This window comes from Bacillus sp. PK3_68 (genome assembly GCF_003600835.1).
Taxonomy (GTDB): domain Bacteria; phylum Bacillota; class Bacilli; order Bacillales; family Domibacillaceae; genus Pseudobacillus.
The window spans coordinates 3981745-3998797 of the sequence record NZ_NQYC01000001.1 but is presented as its reverse complement, the minus strand read 5'-3'; the positions used below and the strand labels follow the sequence as shown (position 1 = coordinate 3998797).

The 17053-nt window shown below is 41.9% G+C and carries 16 protein-coding genes; 3 read left to right on the top strand and 13 right to left on the bottom strand.

Going from position 1 to position 17053, the window contains the following annotated elements; translation table 11 throughout:
* Window positions 1-107: 107 nt before the first annotated feature.
* The 5 genes from lpdA to CJ483_RS20020 all read right to left on the bottom strand — a co-directional run bounded on the left by lpdA (window position 108) and on the right by CJ483_RS20020 (window position 6195).
* On the bottom strand, window positions 108-1517 hold the full coding sequence (lpdA, locus tag CJ483_RS20040) for a dihydrolipoyl dehydrogenase (RefSeq protein WP_120036991.1): 1410 nt from the start codon (window positions 1515-1517) through the stop codon (window positions 108-110).
* A 4-nt stretch (window positions 1518-1521) separates the two neighbouring features.
* Complete coding sequence (locus CJ483_RS20035) at window positions 1522-2874, bottom strand: dihydrolipoamide acetyltransferase family protein (RefSeq protein WP_120036989.1); 1353 nt, start codon at window positions 2872-2874, stop codon at window positions 1522-1524.
* 111 nt (window positions 2875-2985) lie between these two features.
* Window positions 2986-3963 carry an alpha-ketoacid dehydrogenase subunit beta gene (locus CJ483_RS20030; RefSeq protein WP_120036988.1) on the bottom strand — a complete coding sequence of 326 codons (978 nt, stop codon included), beginning with the start codon at window positions 3961-3963 and terminating at the stop codon, window positions 2986-2988.
* 3 nt (window positions 3964-3966) lie between these two features.
* Window positions 3967-5079: a pyruvate dehydrogenase (acetyl-transferring) E1 component subunit alpha gene (pdhA, locus tag CJ483_RS20025; RefSeq protein WP_120036986.1), complete on the bottom strand. Its 1113-nt coding sequence runs from the start codon at window positions 5077-5079 to the stop codon at window positions 3967-3969.
* Window positions 5080-5559: 480 nt separating this feature from the next.
* Window positions 5560-6195, bottom strand: coding sequence for a YkyA family protein (locus tag CJ483_RS20020; protein WP_182917117.1), 636 nt, complete (start codon window positions 6193-6195; stop codon window positions 5560-5562).
* Between the two features lie 182 nt (window positions 6196-6377).
* Here CJ483_RS20020 and def point away from each other — a divergent pair, with 182 nt between their 5' ends.
* Window positions 6378-6932, top strand: coding sequence for a peptide deformylase (gene def, locus CJ483_RS20015; RefSeq protein ID WP_120036983.1), 555 nt, complete (start codon window positions 6378-6380; stop codon window positions 6930-6932).
* A gap of 168 nt (window positions 6933-7100) precedes the next feature.
* Here def and CJ483_RS20010 read toward each other — a convergent pair whose 3' ends face one another.
* The gene (locus tag CJ483_RS20010) at window positions 7101-7871 is read right to left on the bottom strand and encodes a Cof-type HAD-IIB family hydrolase (protein ID WP_120036981.1); all 771 of its coding nucleotides are present in this window, start codon (window positions 7869-7871) and stop codon (window positions 7101-7103) included.
* Window positions 7872-8405: 534 nt separating this feature from the next.
* On the opposite strand from CJ483_RS20010, the gene CJ483_RS20005 reads away from it, so the two are divergent.
* Together CJ483_RS20005 and rnjA are read left to right on the top strand one after the other, a co-directional pair.
* Window positions 8406-8615 (top strand): DNA-dependent RNA polymerase subunit epsilon, encoded by a 210-nt coding sequence (locus tag CJ483_RS20005; protein WP_120036979.1) that lies wholly within the window; start codon window positions 8406-8408, stop codon window positions 8613-8615.
* Between the two features lie 3 nt (window positions 8616-8618).
* A complete protein-coding gene (rnjA, locus tag CJ483_RS20000) occupies window positions 8619-10286 on the top strand; it encodes a ribonuclease J1 (RefSeq protein ID WP_120036977.1) in 1668 nt (555 codons plus the stop codon).
* Window positions 10287-10431: 145 nt separating this feature from the next.
* On the opposite strand, the gene CJ483_RS19995 is transcribed toward rnjA, so the two are convergent.
* From CJ483_RS19995 to dapD, 7 genes are all read right to left on the bottom strand, one after another.
* Entirely contained in the window at window positions 10432-11094 is a 663-nt protein-coding gene (locus CJ483_RS19995; RefSeq protein ID WP_120036975.1) for a potassium channel family protein, read from the bottom strand.
* 79 nt (window positions 11095-11173) lie between these two features.
* The gene (locus tag CJ483_RS19990; RefSeq protein ID WP_120036973.1) at window positions 11174-12193 is read right to left on the bottom strand and encodes a cytochrome d ubiquinol oxidase subunit II; all 1020 of its coding nucleotides are present in this window, start codon (window positions 12191-12193) and stop codon (window positions 11174-11176) included.
* A gap of 23 nt (window positions 12194-12216) precedes the next feature.
* Entirely contained in the window at window positions 12217-13548 is a 1332-nt protein-coding gene (locus tag CJ483_RS19985) for a cytochrome ubiquinol oxidase subunit I (protein ID WP_120036971.1), read from the bottom strand.
* Between the two features lie 158 nt (window positions 13549-13706).
* Window positions 13707-14165 carry a TlpA family protein disulfide reductase gene (locus CJ483_RS19980; protein WP_120036969.1) on the bottom strand — a complete coding sequence of 153 codons (459 nt, stop codon included), beginning with the start codon at window positions 14163-14165 and terminating at the stop codon, window positions 13707-13709.
* Window positions 14166-14257: 92 nt separating this feature from the next.
* Window positions 14258-14800: a biofilm-specific peroxidase AhpA gene (gene ahpA / locus CJ483_RS19975; protein ID WP_120036967.1), complete on the bottom strand. Its 543-nt coding sequence runs from the start codon at window positions 14798-14800 to the stop codon at window positions 14258-14260.
* Window positions 14801-15124: 324 nt separating this feature from the next.
* The gene (locus tag CJ483_RS19970; RefSeq protein WP_120036965.1) at window positions 15125-16246 is read right to left on the bottom strand and encodes an N-acetyldiaminopimelate deacetylase; all 1122 of its coding nucleotides are present in this window, start codon (window positions 16244-16246) and stop codon (window positions 15125-15127) included.
* A 76-nt stretch (window positions 16247-16322) separates the two neighbouring features.
* Entirely contained in the window at window positions 16323-17033 is a 711-nt protein-coding gene (dapD, locus tag CJ483_RS19965; RefSeq protein WP_120036963.1) for a 2,3,4,5-tetrahydropyridine-2,6-dicarboxylate N-acetyltransferase, read from the bottom strand.
* Window positions 17034-17053: the final 20 nt, after the last annotated feature.

The following is a 17053-nucleotide window of genomic DNA, read 5'->3' as shown; positions in this document are numbered from 1 at the left end:
GCCTATCTCTTATTGTTTCCTAATACAGTTTATGGCTGCAGGGACAAATTCTTAACTAAATAGACATAAAAAATAGAACTGCCCACAGGCAGTTCTATTTTTTATCTTTATTTTACAATATGGATAGGTGTGCCAAGAGCAACCTCAGCTGCCTCCATAGAAATTTCCCCTAAAGTTGGGTGTGCATGAATTGTCATAGCGATATCTTCTGCTGTCATGCCTGCTTCAATAGCAAGTCCTAATTCAGCGATCATATCAGATGCGCCAGACCCAGCAATTTGAGCACCGACAATTAATCCGTCTTCCTTGCGTGTAACAAGCTTCACGAATCCGTCTGTGCTGTTAAGCGCCAATGCACGGCCGTTAGCTGCAAATGGGAACTTAGCTGCAATCACTTCTATTCCCTCTTCTTTCGCTTCTGCTTCTGTGTAGCCAACAGTCGCCAATTCAGGCTCAGTGAAGCACACAGCTGGAATAGCCATATAATCAATTTCAGAAGGCTCGCCTGAAATAGCTTCCGCTGCAACTTTTCCTTCATAAGAAGCTTTATGAGCTAATGGAGGACCTTGTACAATATCCCCGATCGCATAAATATTGGATACGCTTGTACGGCACTGCTTGTCAATTTCGATTAAACCGCGATCTGTGATTTTAACACCAGCTTGTTCAAGACCAAGTTCATCTGTGTTTGGCTTGCGGCCAACTGTAACCAGTACATAATCAGCTTCTACTTTTTCTTCTTTTCCGCCAACTTCGTAAGTAACGGTTACACCGTTTTCTGTTTCTTCGGCTGACTTAGCCATTGCTTTTGTAACAATCGTTACGCCTTTTTTCTTCAGGTTGCGTTTAACGAGAGCAGACATTTGCTTTTCAAAGCCGTTTAAGATCTCGTTAGCTCCTTCAAGAATAGTTATTTCCGTGCCGAGGTTTGCATAAGCTGTAGAAAGCTCAGCACCAATATATCCACCGCCGACAACAACCATCTTAGCCGGTACTTCTTTCAGTGCCAAAGCACCTGTTGAATTAATAACACGCTCAGAAAATTTGAAATTAGGGATCTCAATTGGATGAGAACCAGTTGCTACAATTGCATTTTTAAACTTATATGTTTGGGCAGAATTTTCATCCATTACACGGAGTGTATTCGCATCAACAAAATAAGCTTCCCCACGGACAATTTCTACTTTGTTGCCTTTTAAAAGTCCTTCTACTCCGCCAGTCAGTTTTTTAACGACACTGGCTTTCCATTCTTGAACTTTTTCAAAGTTAACTGTAACATTTTCAGCTACAATTCCCATGTCATCTGAATGTTTAGCCTGCTCAAAACGATGAGCTGCTGTGAGTAACGCTTTAGAAGGGATACAGCCGACGTTTAAGCAGACGCCGCCCAGTTCTCCTTTTTCAACGATGGTCACTTTCTGTCCAAGCTGTGCAGCACGAATAGCTGCCACGTATCCACCAGGGCCTGCTCCGACGACTATCGTATCAGTTTCGATTGCGAAATCTCCTACTACCATTGTATTACGCCTCCATTAATAAAAGTTCTGGATCATTTAATAAACGCTTGATATGATTAAGCGCATTTTGAGCTGTTGCGCCATCAATCATTCGGTGGTCAAAGCTCAATGATAATGCTAACACAGGTGCGGCTATAATTTCACCATTTTTTACGATCGGTTTTTCTGCAATTCGACCAATGCCTAAAATAGCTACTTCCGGATGGTTAATGACCGGCGTAAACCACTGCCCGCCAGCAGAGCCGATATTCGTAATTGTGCAGCTTGCGCCTTTCATTTCTGCTGGAGAGAGCTTTCCATCGCGTGCTTTATTTGCCAGCTCATTAATCTCATTTGAGATAGTAAACATTGATTTTCGATCCGCATTTTTTACAACTGGTACAAGAAGGCCTTTATCCGTATCAGCAGCAATACCAATATTGTAATAATGCTTATGAACGATTTCGTCTGTGCTATCATCAAGCGATGTGTTTAAAGCCGGGTACTCACGAAGTGCACTTGTTAAGGCTTTTACCACGTAAGGAAGGAAAGTCAGCTTAATGCCTTTTTCTTCAGCGATCGCTTTGAATTTCTTGCGGTGAGCCCAAAGCTTGGTCACCTCTACTTCATCCATTAATGTAACATGTGGTGCTGTATGTTTAGAATTCACCATCGCCTTGGCGATCGCTTTGCGAATACCACTCATTTTCTCACGTGTTTCTGGGAATTCACCTTCAGGAATAACAGGTGCAGCTGCGCTTTCCTGCTTATTCGTTTGCTGTTCTACATCTACCGCTTCCTGCTTAGCTGCCGGTTCTTCTGCAGATTTCTGGTCACCAGCAACAAAGCTATCGATATCTGCCTTCAATACGCGGCCATTTTTACCAGAGCCAGCTACTTGACGAATATCTACGCCATTGTCACGTGCATATTTACGAACAGACGGCATCGCTACGATACGGCGGTTCGGATCTACTTCTGCTGCAGCTGGCTGTGCTCCCGCTCCAGTAGCCTCTTCTTCTTTTTGCACAGGCACTTCTTCCTTCTTTACATCCTGGCCTGCTTCAGCTGTCGATTGCACTTGAGCTTCGGTCTTTTCTTCTCCGTCTCCGTGCCCTTTAAACTGCAAATCTTCATAGCCTGGAGCATCAATTCTGACAAGAACGTCCCCAACAACCGCTACTGTTCCTTCACTGACTAAAACCTCTTCTACTGTTCCTGTAACAGGAGAAGGAATTTCAACGACGGCTTTATCATTTTGCACTTCACAGAGGATGTCATCCTCTTCAATTTTGTCGCCCGCTTTTACGAACCATTTTACAATTTCGCCTTCGTGAATACCTTCACCGATATCAGGTAATCTAAATTCAAATGCCAAAGTCTTCACCCTCCTAATTAAGTTAATCCTCTCAACAATCGTTACATTAGGAGAGATCTCAGACCTGCCTCAAAGAGACCTGAGATCATCTGCCCTGTGCGATACCGATTATTAAAAATCAAGTACTTTCTTCGCTGTTTCAATAACGTCCTTAAAGTTTGGAAGCCAGACTGGCTCTGCTTGTGAAAATGGATAAACTGTGTCCGGAGCAGCTACACGTAGCACTGGTGCATCCAAGCTTAAAATAGCGCGCTCATTGATCTCCGCTACCACATTAGCTGCAATTCCTGCTTGTTTTTGAGCTTCCTGAACAACGATGGCACGTCCTGTTTTCTCAACAGAGGCTACAATCGTATCAATATCCAATGGTTGAATAGTGCGAAGATCAATCACCTCTACAGAATGTCCTTCTTTTTCCAGCTCTTCCGCCGCTTTGATTGATTCATGAACCATTGCTCCATAAGTAATGATCGAAAGGTCTGTTCCTTCACGTTTCACTTCCGCTTTTCCAAGAGGAATCGTATACTCTTCTTCCGGCACTTCTTGGCGGAAAGAACGATATAATTTCATGTGCTCAAGGAAAATAACCGGATCGTTGTCACGGATCGCAGAAATCAAGAGTCCTTTTGCATCGTAAGGTGAGGACGGAATTACAACTTTTAAACCTGGTTGTTGAGCAACAAGTCCTTCTAAGCTGTCCGCATGAAGCTCTGGTGTATACACGCCACCACCAAACGGAGAACGGATCGTAACTGGAGCAGAATAGCTGCCGCCTGAACGGTAACGAAGGCGGGCTAACTGACCGCTGATAGAATCCATTACTTCATAGACAAAACCAAAAAATTGGATTTCAGGTACTGGACGGAATCCTTCAAGAGCAAGTCCAACAGCAAGACCGCCGATCCCTGATTCAGCAAGCGGTGTATCAAATACACGATCTTCACCAAATTCTTTTTGAAGGCCTTCCGTTGCTCGGAAAACTCCTCCATTTACTCCAACGTCTTCCCCAAAGACCAACACATTTTCGTCGTTCTTTAGTTCTGTGCGCAGAGCGTCCGTAATAGCTTGGATCATTGTCATTTGCGCCATGGCTTACTTCGACTCCTTCTCTTTATAAATTTCATATTGTTCTTTTAAGTTTGCAGGCATTTCTTCGTACATATGAGCCATTAAGTCTGTTACTTTTTGTTTTGGTGTTTCATCCGCTTTTTTAATGGCTGCTTTAATTTCCTCTTTTGCCCGTTCAATTACAGCCGTTTCTTTTTCTTCATTCCACAGGCCTTTACCTTCCAGGTATTTACGGAAGCGAACAAGTGGATCTTTCTTCTCCCATTCAGTATCCATATCATTCGTACGATAGCGTGTTGGATCGTCCCCTGCCATCGTATGAGGACCGTAACGATAACAAATCGTTTCAATTAAAGTTGGTCCCTCTCCGTTTAAAGCTCGCTCCCGGGCTTCATGAGTAACAGCATAAACAGCTAACGGATCCATTCCGTCTACTTGCACGCTTGGAAGGCCTGCTGCAATCCCTTTTTGCGCGATTGTTTTGGCCGCTGTTTGTTTTTCACGTGGAGTTGAGATGGCAAACTGGTTATTTTGGACAATAAAAATCGCAGGAGCATTAAACGCACCAGCAAAGTTAATGCCTTCATAGAAGTCACCTTGTGAAGAGCCGCCATCTCCTGTATATGTAACCGCTACCGCTTTTTTGCCTCGTTTTTTCAAACCAAGTGCCACACCGGCATTTTGGATGTATTGAGCTCCGATAATGATTTGTGGAGCAAGTACATTAAGACCTTCAGGCATTTGATTTCCGTGGTAATGTCCGCGGGAGAACAAGAAGGCTTGATATAAAGGAAGGCCGTGCCAAACGATTTGCGGAACATCACGATATCCTGGTAAAATCCAGTCCTCTTTCTCTAAAGCGAAGTGAGAAGCAATTTGTGATGCTTCTTGTCCAGCAGTCGGTGCATAGAATCCAAGGCGCCCTTGACGGTTCAATGAAATAGAACGTTGATCAAGAATCCGCGTGTAGACCATACGCGTCATTAATTCTTCCAACTGCTCATCAGTTAATTTAGGCATCGCCTCTTCATTAACAATTTTCCCTTCTTCATTTAAAACCTGGACCATTTCAAATTGGTCTTCAATCATTTCAAGTGTCTTTTTTGCATCGAATTGTGCCTTCTTTTTAGCACTCATGAAAGCCACCTATCCTTTCTTTTTTATTGTGCATAGTTTTCTTGTTCAACAAGCCATCCTTCAATCTTCTGTATCGCACAAATGTTTCAGATGGGGTGATTTATGGTCAGCTCTGTACTAGTAGAAATCCAATGTACACTAGTACAACAACTTGTTTACAGACATAAGTCTATAATAACATTTAACTGAAAGTCAAACAAAATTACCTTTTTCAAAAGGAAGTTGTTGTTTTCCCCTAATCCCCCCTACCAAAACTGTATTACTGCACCAAATCATCTGTACTATAAAAAAACCCTTTTCTCCAAACTGTTATAGATTAGTTTTTACGGGATATCTTTTCCTTCGTTTATACATGTATATCCTTTCCCTTTGAAAAAGAAAAAAAACCGGGAAATTTACGTATCCCGGCTTGTTTCAATAATTGGATGGAAGTAGTAGCGGGCAGTATTCCCTTCCTTCTCCCCTCTCATTCTGTCACAGTTATTTACTCTCTATAGACTTCTCTAGTGCAGTTTTTTGTTTATTAAATGTACGAGTTAGTTTGTTAAACCGCTCATTGGACATTTTTAACTTATCATTTTCTTTATTAATTTTGTCAAGCTGTTCCTCCACATCTGATAATGTGGTTGTTTCTTTCCCGAGTATATAATAGAGCTTCTTGTCTAATCGCAAAACTTCATTATACCGTTTCGCTACATCCTGGTGCGCTTTATACCTTTCATTCATCGTTTTAATTAATCCGTCTAGCTCCCCTCTCACTTGTTTGTCTTCCAGTCTTTTCTTTAATTCATCCAATTTAGAAAATTCATCCGCTGCTTTTTTCATCGCTTCCTGTTCAGCAAAAACTTTTTCTTTACGGTCATTTAAATTCTTTTCTGCCTTTTCCTGCAGAGCTGACCACCGCTTTTTCTCTTTCCCGCTGCTAGTCATCATTTTTTTGTAAATGCTCATTTCTTTCTTCTCTAGCTCTTTTAATGGCTGCTGCTGCTTAACAAACTCTTCTTCTGCCTCTGCTGTTTTTTTTAAAACAGCAGAAATCTGTTTCTCGGTTGATCCCCCGCAGCCTGTTAACAAAATAATGGCTAGTCCATAGGAAATCATGCGCTGTTTTTTCATTTCAGCCTCCCCCATTCGATCACGTTCACACTTTTCTTCATATGTATCCAGAGCGCTCTTGCTGTTTTCCTTACATATCCTTTTTTTCTTCTGCCGAAACATCCAGCTGTTTCGTTAACAATCTGCTGTTTTTTTGATAAACTATTCCCTAAAGATCGCCCCACAGAAAGAAGGTACACATTATGATTACAATGAAAGACATTGTTCGGGAAGGACATCCAGTATTAAGAGAAAAAGCGGCTGATATAGCGTTGCCGCCAAGCGAGGAAGATAAAGAAATAGCTAAAAGCCTATTGGAGTACGTTCAAAACAGCCAAGATCCGGAAACAGCAAAAAAATTCGGTCTTCGGCCTGGTGTTGGGCTTGCTGCTCCACAAATTGGTCTATCCAAACGCATGATTGCTATTCAAGTAAACGATGATCATGGAGAATTAATTAGCCATGCTTTAATCAATCCAAAAATTGTGAGCCACTCTGTAGAAAAGGCTTACCTAGTTTCCGGAGAAGGTTGTTTATCAGTAGATCGAGATGTGCCCGGATATGTGCACAGATATGCACGGGTAACAGTAAAAGCTGTTGATCTCGATGGAAAAGAAATAAAATTACGCTTAAAAGGAATGCCTGCTATTGTGGTCCAGCATGAAATTGATCATTTAAACGGTGTCATGTTCTACGATCATATCGATCCAAACAATCCTTTTTCCGTTATTGAAGGATCGACTCCCATTGAACGCTAATAACCAAGCGGGTTGCCCCCGCTTAACAGCAAAAAACTAAGCCGTCCTCTTTAAAGGAACGGACCGTATAAGTACCATAAAAAATAGTCAGTCCGGCCTGAATTTTTTCAGGCCGGACTGACTATTTAACAATAAAGCTCCTCTTCAAAACCGCCGCTTTCCTGTCTGCTATATAAGCTCTAATTTTTTTAGAGCAAGATAAATGCCGTCTTCTGCTACATCGCTTGTCACCATGTCAGCAATTTCTTTTACAGGCGGAAGCGCATTCCCCATAGCTACCCCTGTGCCAACAAGCTTCAGCATTTCAATGTCATTTAATCCGTCACCAAAAGCATAGACATCCTCTATCTTAAAGTTTAACCGTTCCATCATTTTTTTGATCCCTTCAGCCTTCGATCCTCCTGCCGGCAGGATATCAAGAGAATGAGGATGCCAGCGAATGAAAGTAAATTCCGGGAACTGCTCCCGGTAACTCTCCTCCTCTTCTTTCCCACAGAAAATTAGCGTTTGATATAGGTCGCTGCCTTTATAAAAATCAGAATGGATTTCTGGATAAGGAAATTTTAAGCTAGCGAGGCTTTCCTCCACATACGCATCATGGGAGCGACTGGCCTTCATCATTTTTTCATTCATATAAACGAGTGAATGCCCCCGCTCACTCGCATACTTATTTAGCCTGTCCAGTGAGTCAGTCGCCAGAGGATTAACATAAATCACCTCATCTTCAAACACTACATATTGGCCGTTAAAGCTGACAAATGAATGAATATCAAGCTCTTTCCGCAAATCGGCGAACATAAACGGCGCCCGTCCTGTGGCGATCGCTGTGTACACGCCTTTATCTCTTAGTAATTGTAACGCTTCTTTTGTTTTTGCCGGCAACTGTTTATTATGATCCAGCAAGGTTCCATCTATATCAAAAAATACTAATTTCGTCACACAAACAGCCCCTTTTCCTTTTCACATCTTTTCCCTCTCAAAGCTACCTTAACTCCCTGTTAAAGTCAACGAACCATGCCCTTTGGCGTTTTTTACCACGCCTAATTAGACATAGCTTTATCCATACTAACTAACAGGTGACGGGCAGTATCTTTCCATTTTTCTTTTTATTTAAATCAACTTATGTTAAAATAACCCTAAGGAGTGATCCACTATGTTAAAGAAGCTAAAGAAGAAGCTTGCCAAACAGTGGAGAGACATGCTCAGAAGAAAATCAATCGCATAATAAAGAATGGTGTAGCCCTTCCTTTATGAAGGGCTGTCTTTGTGTATAAATACAAAAATTTCATCTATTTCTATTTAAACAAAAGCAAAAATATGAAAAACATGAAAAAAATTAAACATTCTTTATAATAAAGAAAAGCGAAAAGCGGACTGATTGCCAAAGGCAGTCATGATAACACGAGAGGAGCTGTCCCTGAAGCTTTTCAGGTGTGCAGTTTTGATATATTAATCGGACAAGGAGAGAAACAAATGATCTTTAAAGTGTACTATCAAGAAAACAGAAATGAAGTGACTATACGTGAAAATACAAAATCCCTCTATACAGAAGCGGCTTCGGAACGGGAAGTACGTCAGTCACTAAAAAACCGCCCTTATAATATTGAATACATCCAAGCGATTGAAGGACCATACTTAGCTTATGAACAACAATCGCCAAATTACCGATTGGAGAAGCTTTAATTTATGAAAGCCGTTAAAAATGATCAAACAGCTGTTTTTGCCCTTGGCGGTTTGGGTGAAATCGGAAAAAACACCTATGCGGTACAATTTCAAGATGAGATTATCTTGATTGATGCTGGAATTAAATTCCCGGAAGATGAGTTACTGGGTATTGATTACGTCATTCCCGATTACACATATTTAGAGAAAAATGCCGATAAAATTAAAGGGTTGTTTATTACCCACGGACACGAAGACCATATCGGCGGCATTCCCTATTTGCTTCGCCAAGTAAATGTACCGATCTATGGCGGCAAGCTAGCCCTTGGCTTAATCAAAAACAAGCTGGAAGAACATGGATTGCTGCGCCAAACGAGAATGCATGAAATCCATGAAGATGATGTGATTAAGTTCAGAAAAACGTCTGTGACTTTCTTCCGTACAACTCACAGTATTCCGGATTCCTATGGTATTGTAGTCAAGACTCCTCCAGGTAACATTGTACACACAGGTGATTTTAAGTTTGATTTTACACCAGTCGGTGAACCGGCTAACTTAACTAAAATGGCTGAGATCGGCAAAGAAGGTGTGCTTTGCCTCTTATCCGACAGTACAAATAGTGAAGTTCCAAATTTCACCATGTCTGAACGCCGGGTCGGCGAAAGCATTCAGGACATTTTCAGAAAAGTAGAGGGACGCATTATTTTTGCTACATTTGCTTCCAATATCCACCGTCTACAGCAGGTCGTAGAGGCAGCTGTAGAAAACGGCCGAAAAGTAGCTGTATTTGGCAGAAGCATGGAAGCAGCAATTAACATCGGCCAGGACTTAGGCTATATTCGTTGTCCAAAAGACACTTTTGTCGATAATCAGCAGCTTAACCGCCTGCCGGCTGATAAGGTAACGATCCTCTGTACCGGCAGCCAGGGAGAGCCAATGGCTGCTCTATCCAGAATCGCTAACGGCACCCATCGCCAAATTCAAATTCAGCCAGGCGATACAGTTGTTTTTTCCTCGTCACCTATTCCTGGCAACACGATCAGCGTGAATCGGACCATCAATGCTCTCTTCCGTGCAGGAGCGGAAGTTATTCACGGTTCATTAAGCAATATTCACACATCTGGTCACGGCAGCCAAGAAGAGCAGAAACTGATGCTGCGCCTGATTAAACCTAAATTCTTTATGCCGATTCATGGGGAGTACCGGATGCAAAAAATGCATGCTCAGCTAGCTGTTGACTGCGGGGTTCCTGAAGATCATTGCTTTATCATGGATAACGGGGAAGTCCTTGCCCTTAGCAAAGATTCTGCCCAGCTTGCTGGAAAAATCCCTTCAGGCTCTGTTTATATTGATGGAAGTGGAATTGGGGACATTGGCAATATCGTGTTGCGCGACCGCCGCATCCTCTCTGAAGAAGGGCTCGTTATTGTCGTGGTTAGTATCAATATGGAAACGTACAAGGTGGAAGCAGGCCCCGACATTATTTCGCGCGGATTCGTCTATATGCGCGAATCAGGTGATTTGATTTATGAAGCACAAAGCATGTTAAACAAACACATTCACCGCATGCTCAACCAGAAAACCACTCAATGGTCTGAGATCAAAAATGAAATTATCGATACGCTCGCTCCTTTCCTCTATGAGAAAACAAAACGGCGTCCGATGATACTTCCAATTATCATGGAAGTATAATGAAATAAAGCCCGCTTATAGGACTGGCTCCAAACGAATGCGCCGGAGCCAGTCCTTTTACTTTTTCTTATCAAACAAAAAGATGCAGCCAATAGCTGCATCTTTTTGTTTGATTTACTCTTTTATGTTTTTATGTTTGTAGTGGTTACGCGTTCATTACTTTCTGCTCAAAACGATTAATATCGGAATCAGCGCCAATGACAATCAGGATGTCCCCTTCCGCTATCTTCTCGTCAGCCTGGGGGGAAACGAGGATTTCTCTCCCTCTTTTAATAGCCACAATGTTGATGCCATATCTCGCTCGGATATCTAAATCAATCAATGAATTTCCTGACAAGACCTTATTTGCCACGATCTCCATGATGGAATGCTCATCAGATAATTCCAAGTAATCAAGCACATTATTAGAAATCATATTATGGGCGATTCTCCGGCCCATGTCCCTCTCCGGATGAACAACATGATCCGCTCCGATTTTTCTGAGCACTTTTTCATGATAGTCATTTTGCGCTTTTGCTGTCACTTTCTTGACGCCAATTTCCTTTAACATTAACGTCGTTAAAATGCTCGACTGAATGTCATCACCAATCGCTACAATAACATGATCAAAATTGCGAATGCCAAGACTTTTCAACACCGACTCATCCGTTGTATCCGCTACAACAGCGTGTGAGGCAATAGCAGCAAATTCATTGACGCGGTCCTCGTCAACATCGATCGCCATCACTTCCATTCCTTGTTCTGAAAGCGCCCGACAAATGCTGCCGCCAAAGCGACCAAGGCCTATTACCACAAACTCTTTTTTCACATGAATTCCCCCACTAGTTCATCGAAGTTTCATTACCTGATCATTCTATCACAGAAGATAGAGCGATACGATAGTGTACTTATTGTTTTTTCCCCTTTACATACTCCGCATCGAATAGGAATAGCTTCATTAACAAATAGAGAGAGGGAATTAACAGCAGCAGCCCTAGCACAAAAACAATAACCAGCGCAACAGCCATTGTTTCATTCGTTACACTTTCATGCAGGACAACGTGCGGATACAAAATATATGGTAAATGGGATGCTCCATAACCAAAGAAAGCAAAGAAGAATTGCAGCATAACTAAAATAAACGCCGCGCCGAAATTTCTCCTTATATAGATCAGACAAGAGGCAATGATAAAGCAGAGCAGCGATAACGCAAACATCCACCAGTACTCACTCACTGCCTTATGAAAATGTTCAGGGTTATGTTCCCGCAGCGAAACAAACACAAGGAAGCTGGCCACAATTGTCGGCGGGCTCCACAGCAAGGCAAATTTACGCAAGATCGTCCGTGCCCCTCTATCGTCTGCCCGGTCTGCATAATAAGTTAAAAAGGCAGCACTAATGAATAAAACAGAAACGATAGACAAGACTACTACACTCCAGGAATAGGGACTTGCAAACAATTCTTTTGCCAAAAAAGTAACCTTATCCCCTTCTACTTTTAAAAAGCCCCCTTCAGAAATGGTTAAAGCCGTTGAGAGTGAGGCAGGAATTAACAGCCCTGTCGCTCCGTATAAGAATAAATAAGCTGTACTGCTCCTGGAGCCATAATTATTGAATGCATAAAACGATCCACGGATTGCTAACAAAATAATCGCTATGCTGCCGGGGATCAGCAAGGCTGTTCCAAAATAATAAGCCGTGCTTGGGAAAAAACCTACGATCCCGACAAAGAAAAAGACAAAAAAGACATTCGTTACCTCCCATACGGGCGATAAGTATCTGGAAATTAAATCATTAATCAAGTGGTCTTTTTTCGTTATTTTTCCATAATAAGCGAAAAAGCCGGCACCGAAGTCGATGGACGCAACGATCAAATAACCGTATAAAAATGTCCATAGAACAGTAATACCAAGAAGTTCTAAATTCATGGCTCTCATCCTCCTCTAACTGATCAAAGGTTTGGGAAACGCTGTTCCAACTCGGCTTCTGCCGGTGTATGTTTAAACATACGAATTAACACAAAGACACAAATAACTCCGAGCACCAAATAAAGAAGAGCAAATAGGATAAACGTGAGCCCCACCCCATCGCCTGTCGTTGCAGCTTCTGACACCTTCATATATCCGTTTAATATCCATGGCTGGCGCCCTACCTCCGCGTAAATCCAGCCAAATTCAATTGCCAGCATAGAGAGTGGTCCACCGGCTGTAACCAACCATAACAGCGGTTTATTCAGTTCATTAAACCGTTTAATTCTATCCATCAAAATATATACGCCAGAAACCCCCAGGACAAAAAAGCCGATTGAAACCATAAGGTCAAACATATAGTGCACCCATAACGGCGGACGTTCATCTTCTGGAAACTCATTCAACCCGATTACTTTCGTGTCAAATGAGCTGCCGGCTAAAAAGCTTAAAAACCCCGGAAGGCGAATCTCATTCTTTATTTCGTTGTTTTCATCGAGTGTGCCAAACAAAATAAGATCGGCGCCTCTCTCTGTCTCAAAGTGCCATTCTGCAGCCGCCAGTTTCTCAGGTTGCTCTTCAGCTAAGAATTTCGCCGATACATCTCCAGCAAGCGCTGTAAGTATAGAAAAGATAAATGTACAAATAAGTGTTAAACGTAAAGCCTTTCTCTCATACTGTCCTCTTTTTCCTTTAATAATCGCAACAGCCGCGATAGCTGCCAGCACAGCAGCAGCCGTCATATAAGAAGTCGTTAATACGTGGAAGACCTTGGAAGGAGTAGCCGGGTTTAACATGGCAGCAATCGGATCAATATTAACGGCTTTTCCATCCTTAAGTTCAAATCCCTGAGGTGTGTTCATAAATGCATTAACGGTGGTAATAAACAAAGCTGAAGCGGAAGATCCAATCATAACTGGAATGGTTAATACCCAATGTGTCATTCTGTTTTTGAATCGATCCCATGTGTATAAGTAAATCCCTAAGAAGATAGCTTCAAAGAAAAAGGCAAATGTCTCCATAAATAAAGGCAGCGCAATCACTTGCCCGGCTACCTCCATAAAACTCGGCCAAAGAAGCGACAATTGTAATCCAATCGCTGTTCCTGTTACAACACCAACAGCCACTGTAATGGTAAATCCCCGAGCCCAACGTCTTGCCAACAGTAGATAATAGGGGTCATTTCTTTTAATTCCAATAAATTCGGCAATAGCAATCATTACAGGAACCCCTACGCCAATTGTGGCAAAAATAATATGAAATGCTAATGTCATTGAGGTCAGCATCCGGCTGAGCATGACACTATCCAGTTCCATAAAGAGACCTCCTTATTTTTACACTATTGAATTTATTTTACCTCTTCTTTTCATTCTAAACACCGGACACAAGAAAATGAAGGAATCTTACCGAAGATTTTGTGATTTTTTTCACAAATTTATATAAATAAAAACCAGCTCATCAGCTGGTTCGTTTTTTATTGTGCATTTTTCTCTGTTTCATCTAATACGCGATTCACACGCTTTTCCAGCATTTTCATGCCGCTTCCTCCGGCTTGGAAATGGCGGAGATTGCCGTCTTTATCAAACACATAATAAGCAGGAACATATTGGTTTTCAAATGCTTCTGTTAATTTATGCTCACTGTCTACAAAAATCGGCTGTGTAATTCCATGCTCTGCTGCTACAGATTTAATTTCTTCAAGATTAAGATCATCTTCAGAGCGGGGCATATGTACAGCCACGACATTCAGTTTGTCGCTGTATTCATCGCGGAATTCATTTACTTTTGGCATTGCTTCTTTACATAGATGACAACTGATAGACCAAAAGTGGATAAGTGTTGGTTTTTCACCAACCAATTCATCTTTTGTCACTTCGCCATTCAACCAAGCAGTTGCACCGTTTAATTCCGGCATTGGTTCTCTTAATTTCATTTAAATATCCTCCCTCTTATTTCTAAAAAAGACCTAACGAATAAGTTAGGCCTTTTTGTTTGTTACGCTCAGTTATTTCTCTGTAAAAGATCTTACAGAGTTTTTTGACCTGGCTTCCAGTTTGCAGGGCAGAGTCCGCCTGTTTGAAGCGCTTGAAGCACACGAAGAGTTTCATCTACATCGCGGCCGATGTTATTGTGGTTTACTACTTGGTATTGAAGTTCGCCTTCTGGATTGATGATGAATAATCCGCGAAGTGCTACGCCTTCTTCTTCAATTAATACGCCATATTCACGGGATACTGTGTGGTTTGTATCAGCAGCGAGTGGATATTTCAGATCGCCAAGACCATTGTCCTTACGGTCTGTATTAATCCATGCTAAGTGAGTATGAATTGTATCAGTAGAAACACCAATTACCTCTGCATCCAAATCTTCGAACTCATCATAGCGGTCAGATACAGCAGTGATTTCTGTTGGACATACGAAAGTAAAGTCCATTGGGTAGAAGAATAATACTGTCCACTTGTCATTTTTCATGTTTTCTTCAAGACTTACTTTTCCAAACTCCTTATTAGCCAATACTGCGTCCATTTCGAAACGTGGAGCTTGTTTTCCTACCATGCGTTCTGCCATTTCTAAAATCCCTCCAAAATAGAATTCAATTATAAATGAGAAAGTAAAAGATTATTCTCAATTACTTTCCTTATCACAGTTATTATAATAGATGCAAATATCGGCGTCAACAACTGTTTATAATAATTTTAAAAAAGAAATTAATATAAAAAAATTCTGCAGGCTTTCTAAAAAAACACCCTCTATTGTTGTTCCCTGTCACCCTTTTTTTAACCCTATCATTTATATCCAGTGTATCATGTTCTTTCCTTACAACCAAACAATAACCCCTCTACAGCTATCCTGGAGGCCTTATCGACAAGAGTAGGGAGAATGGAGTGGCTGTTAAGTAAGCGTTTTAAAATAATTCGTAAGCGCATCAATTCCAACTGTAATCGCTTTTTCATTCGGATTCAGCTTTGCGTGATGAAGTCCGTGTTCAGAGCCTACCCCAAGCCAAAACATTAATCCCGGAATCTCTTTCAGCATATAGCCGAAATCCTCGCCTGTCATCGCCTCTGTGCAAATAACGAGTTCAATGTCCTTCTGGCGTTCCATGAAGGAAATAAAACGTTCGGAGACATGAGAGTCATTATTTACTTGATAATAGTTACTGCCATAATCGATGGTAGCTGTGCATTCAAAGCCCATTTCGATCCCCTTTACAAGAGCTTCGATCCGTTTTTTTACTTTGAGCATTGACTCCGCGGACAAAGTGCGAATTGTTCCTTCGATGCGTGCGGTTTCCGCAATCACGTTTTGAACGGTTCCGCCAGTCAGCTTTCCGACTGTAACTACTGCACTGTCGAGTGGATTCACATTCCTCGACACAACCGTTTGCAGCTGGGTAATTAAATGGGCCGCTGCAACGACCATATCCTTTGTCTCATGTGGAAACGCCGCATGTCCTCCTTTTCCAGTTAAATCGATAAATAACTCAGAAGTGTTTGCGAATAATAAGCCCTCTTTCGTCGCGATTGTCCCTGCCGGGTATTCAGGAGCAATATGCAAGGCATATATTTCATCTGGCATCCACGCTTTCATCTCTTCACTTTTTATCATCGGCTCTGCTCCTCCGGGTCCTTCTTCAGCCGGCTGGAACACAAACAGCAGATCAGGGTCAATTTCATTATGAACAAAATAAGTAAGTACCCCTAAAGCAATGCTCATATGCACATCATGACCGCAAGCATGCATCATCCCCGGATGTAAGGAGCGAAATGAGAGGCCTGTCTGCTCTTCAATCGGCAGGCCATCCATATCCGCCCGGTAACCAATTATCCGGTGGCTCGTTTTGCCTTTGATTTTAACAAGGATGCCAGTTTTCCATGTCTTAACTTCTAATCGCTCTTGTGGAAGGGAGTTCAGATACTGAAGGATATAGCTTTGTGTCTTATACTCATTAAACCCTAACTCAGGAATTTGATGGAGGTCTCTTCGGATACTTATAAACGGGCTGTTTCCCACTTTCTTCACTCACTTTCTTTAATAAAGAAGCACGGGCTGCAGCCCGTGCTTCTCTTGAATTTCTCCTACATGCTGCTTACAGTTTGCGTAATTCCTGCATGATTTCTGTTTTTGACTTTGTTTTATCGTCAATTTGTTTAATGACTTTTGCCGGTGCCCCGACTGCCACTGAAAATGGCGGAATATCTTCTGTAACGATTGCTCCTGCCGCAACAACAGATCCTTGTCCGATTCTTACACCTTCTAATACTACTGCATTTGCACCGATTAACACATCGTCTTCCAGAACAACCGGTTGTGCAGAAGGCGGCTCAATAACTCCCGCCAGCACTGCCCCAGCGCCTACATGACAGTTTTTTCCAACAGTAGCACGTCCGCCAAGCACCGCATTCATATCAATCATCGTACCTTCACCAATAACTGAGCCGATGTTAATAGAAGCGCCCATCATAATTACGACATTGTCACCAATTTCTACTTGATCGCGAATGATTGCTCCCGGCTCAATACGCGCTTTAATCCCTTTTAAATCGAGCAAAGGAATCGCTGAGTTGCGGCGGTCATTCTCTACTACATACTCTTCGATTTTGCCTTCATTTTGTTGAATGGCTTCAGAAATTTCTGACCACTCACCGAATACTACACCTGAACGGCCTTCGATAAATGTTTTGGAAGAAGAACCAAAGTTAATGCCTTCGAGTTCACCTTTTACATATACTTTTACTGGCGTTGATTTTGTGCTATTGCTGATAAAAGAAATAATTTCATGTGCATCCATCATTTTCATGCTATGTATTCCTCCTACTA

What these genes read in the sequence shown, in the direction of transcription:
- def (WP_120036983.1), top strand. Translation starts at nt 6,378, where the DNA reads ATGATTACAATGAAAGACATTGTTCGGGAAGGACATCCAGTATTAAGA.
- rnjA (WP_120036977.1), top strand. Translation starts at nt 8,619, where the DNA reads ATGAAAGCCGTTAAAAATGATCAAACAGCTGTTTTTGCCCTTGGCGGT.
- lpdA (WP_120036991.1), bottom strand. Translation starts at nt 1,517, where the DNA reads ATGGTAGTAGGAGATTTCGCAATCGAAACTGATACGATAGTCGTCGGA.
- CJ483_RS20020 (WP_182917117.1), bottom strand. Translation starts at nt 6,195, where the DNA reads ATGAAAAAACAGCGCATGATTTCCTATGGACTAGCCATTATTTTGTTA.
- CJ483_RS20005 (WP_120036979.1), top strand. Translation starts at nt 8,406, where the DNA reads ATGATCTTTAAAGTGTACTATCAAGAAAACAGAAATGAAGTGACTATA.
- CJ483_RS19980 (WP_120036969.1), bottom strand. Translation starts at nt 14,165, where the DNA reads ATGAAATTAAGAGAACCAATGCCGGAATTAAACGGTGCAACTGCTTGG.
- CJ483_RS20030 (WP_120036988.1), bottom strand. Translation starts at nt 3,963, where the DNA reads ATGGCGCAAATGACAATGATCCAAGCTATTACGGACGCTCTGCGCACA.
- CJ483_RS19990 (WP_120036973.1), bottom strand. Translation starts at nt 12,193, where the DNA reads ATGAATTTAGAACTTCTTGGTATTACTGTTCTATGGACATTTTTATAC.
- ahpA (WP_120036967.1), bottom strand. Translation starts at nt 14,800, where the DNA reads ATGGCAGAACGCATGGTAGGAAAACAAGCTCCACGTTTCGAAATGGAC.
- pdhA (WP_120036986.1), bottom strand. Translation starts at nt 5,079, where the DNA reads ATGAGTGCTAAAAAGAAGGCACAATTCGATGCAAAAAAGACACTTGAA.
- CJ483_RS19985 (WP_120036971.1), bottom strand. Translation starts at nt 13,548, where the DNA reads ATGGAACTGGATAGTGTCATGCTCAGCCGGATGCTGACCTCAATGACA.
- dapD (WP_120036963.1), bottom strand. Translation starts at nt 17,033, where the DNA reads ATGAAAATGATGGATGCACATGAAATTATTTCTTTTATCAGCAATAGC.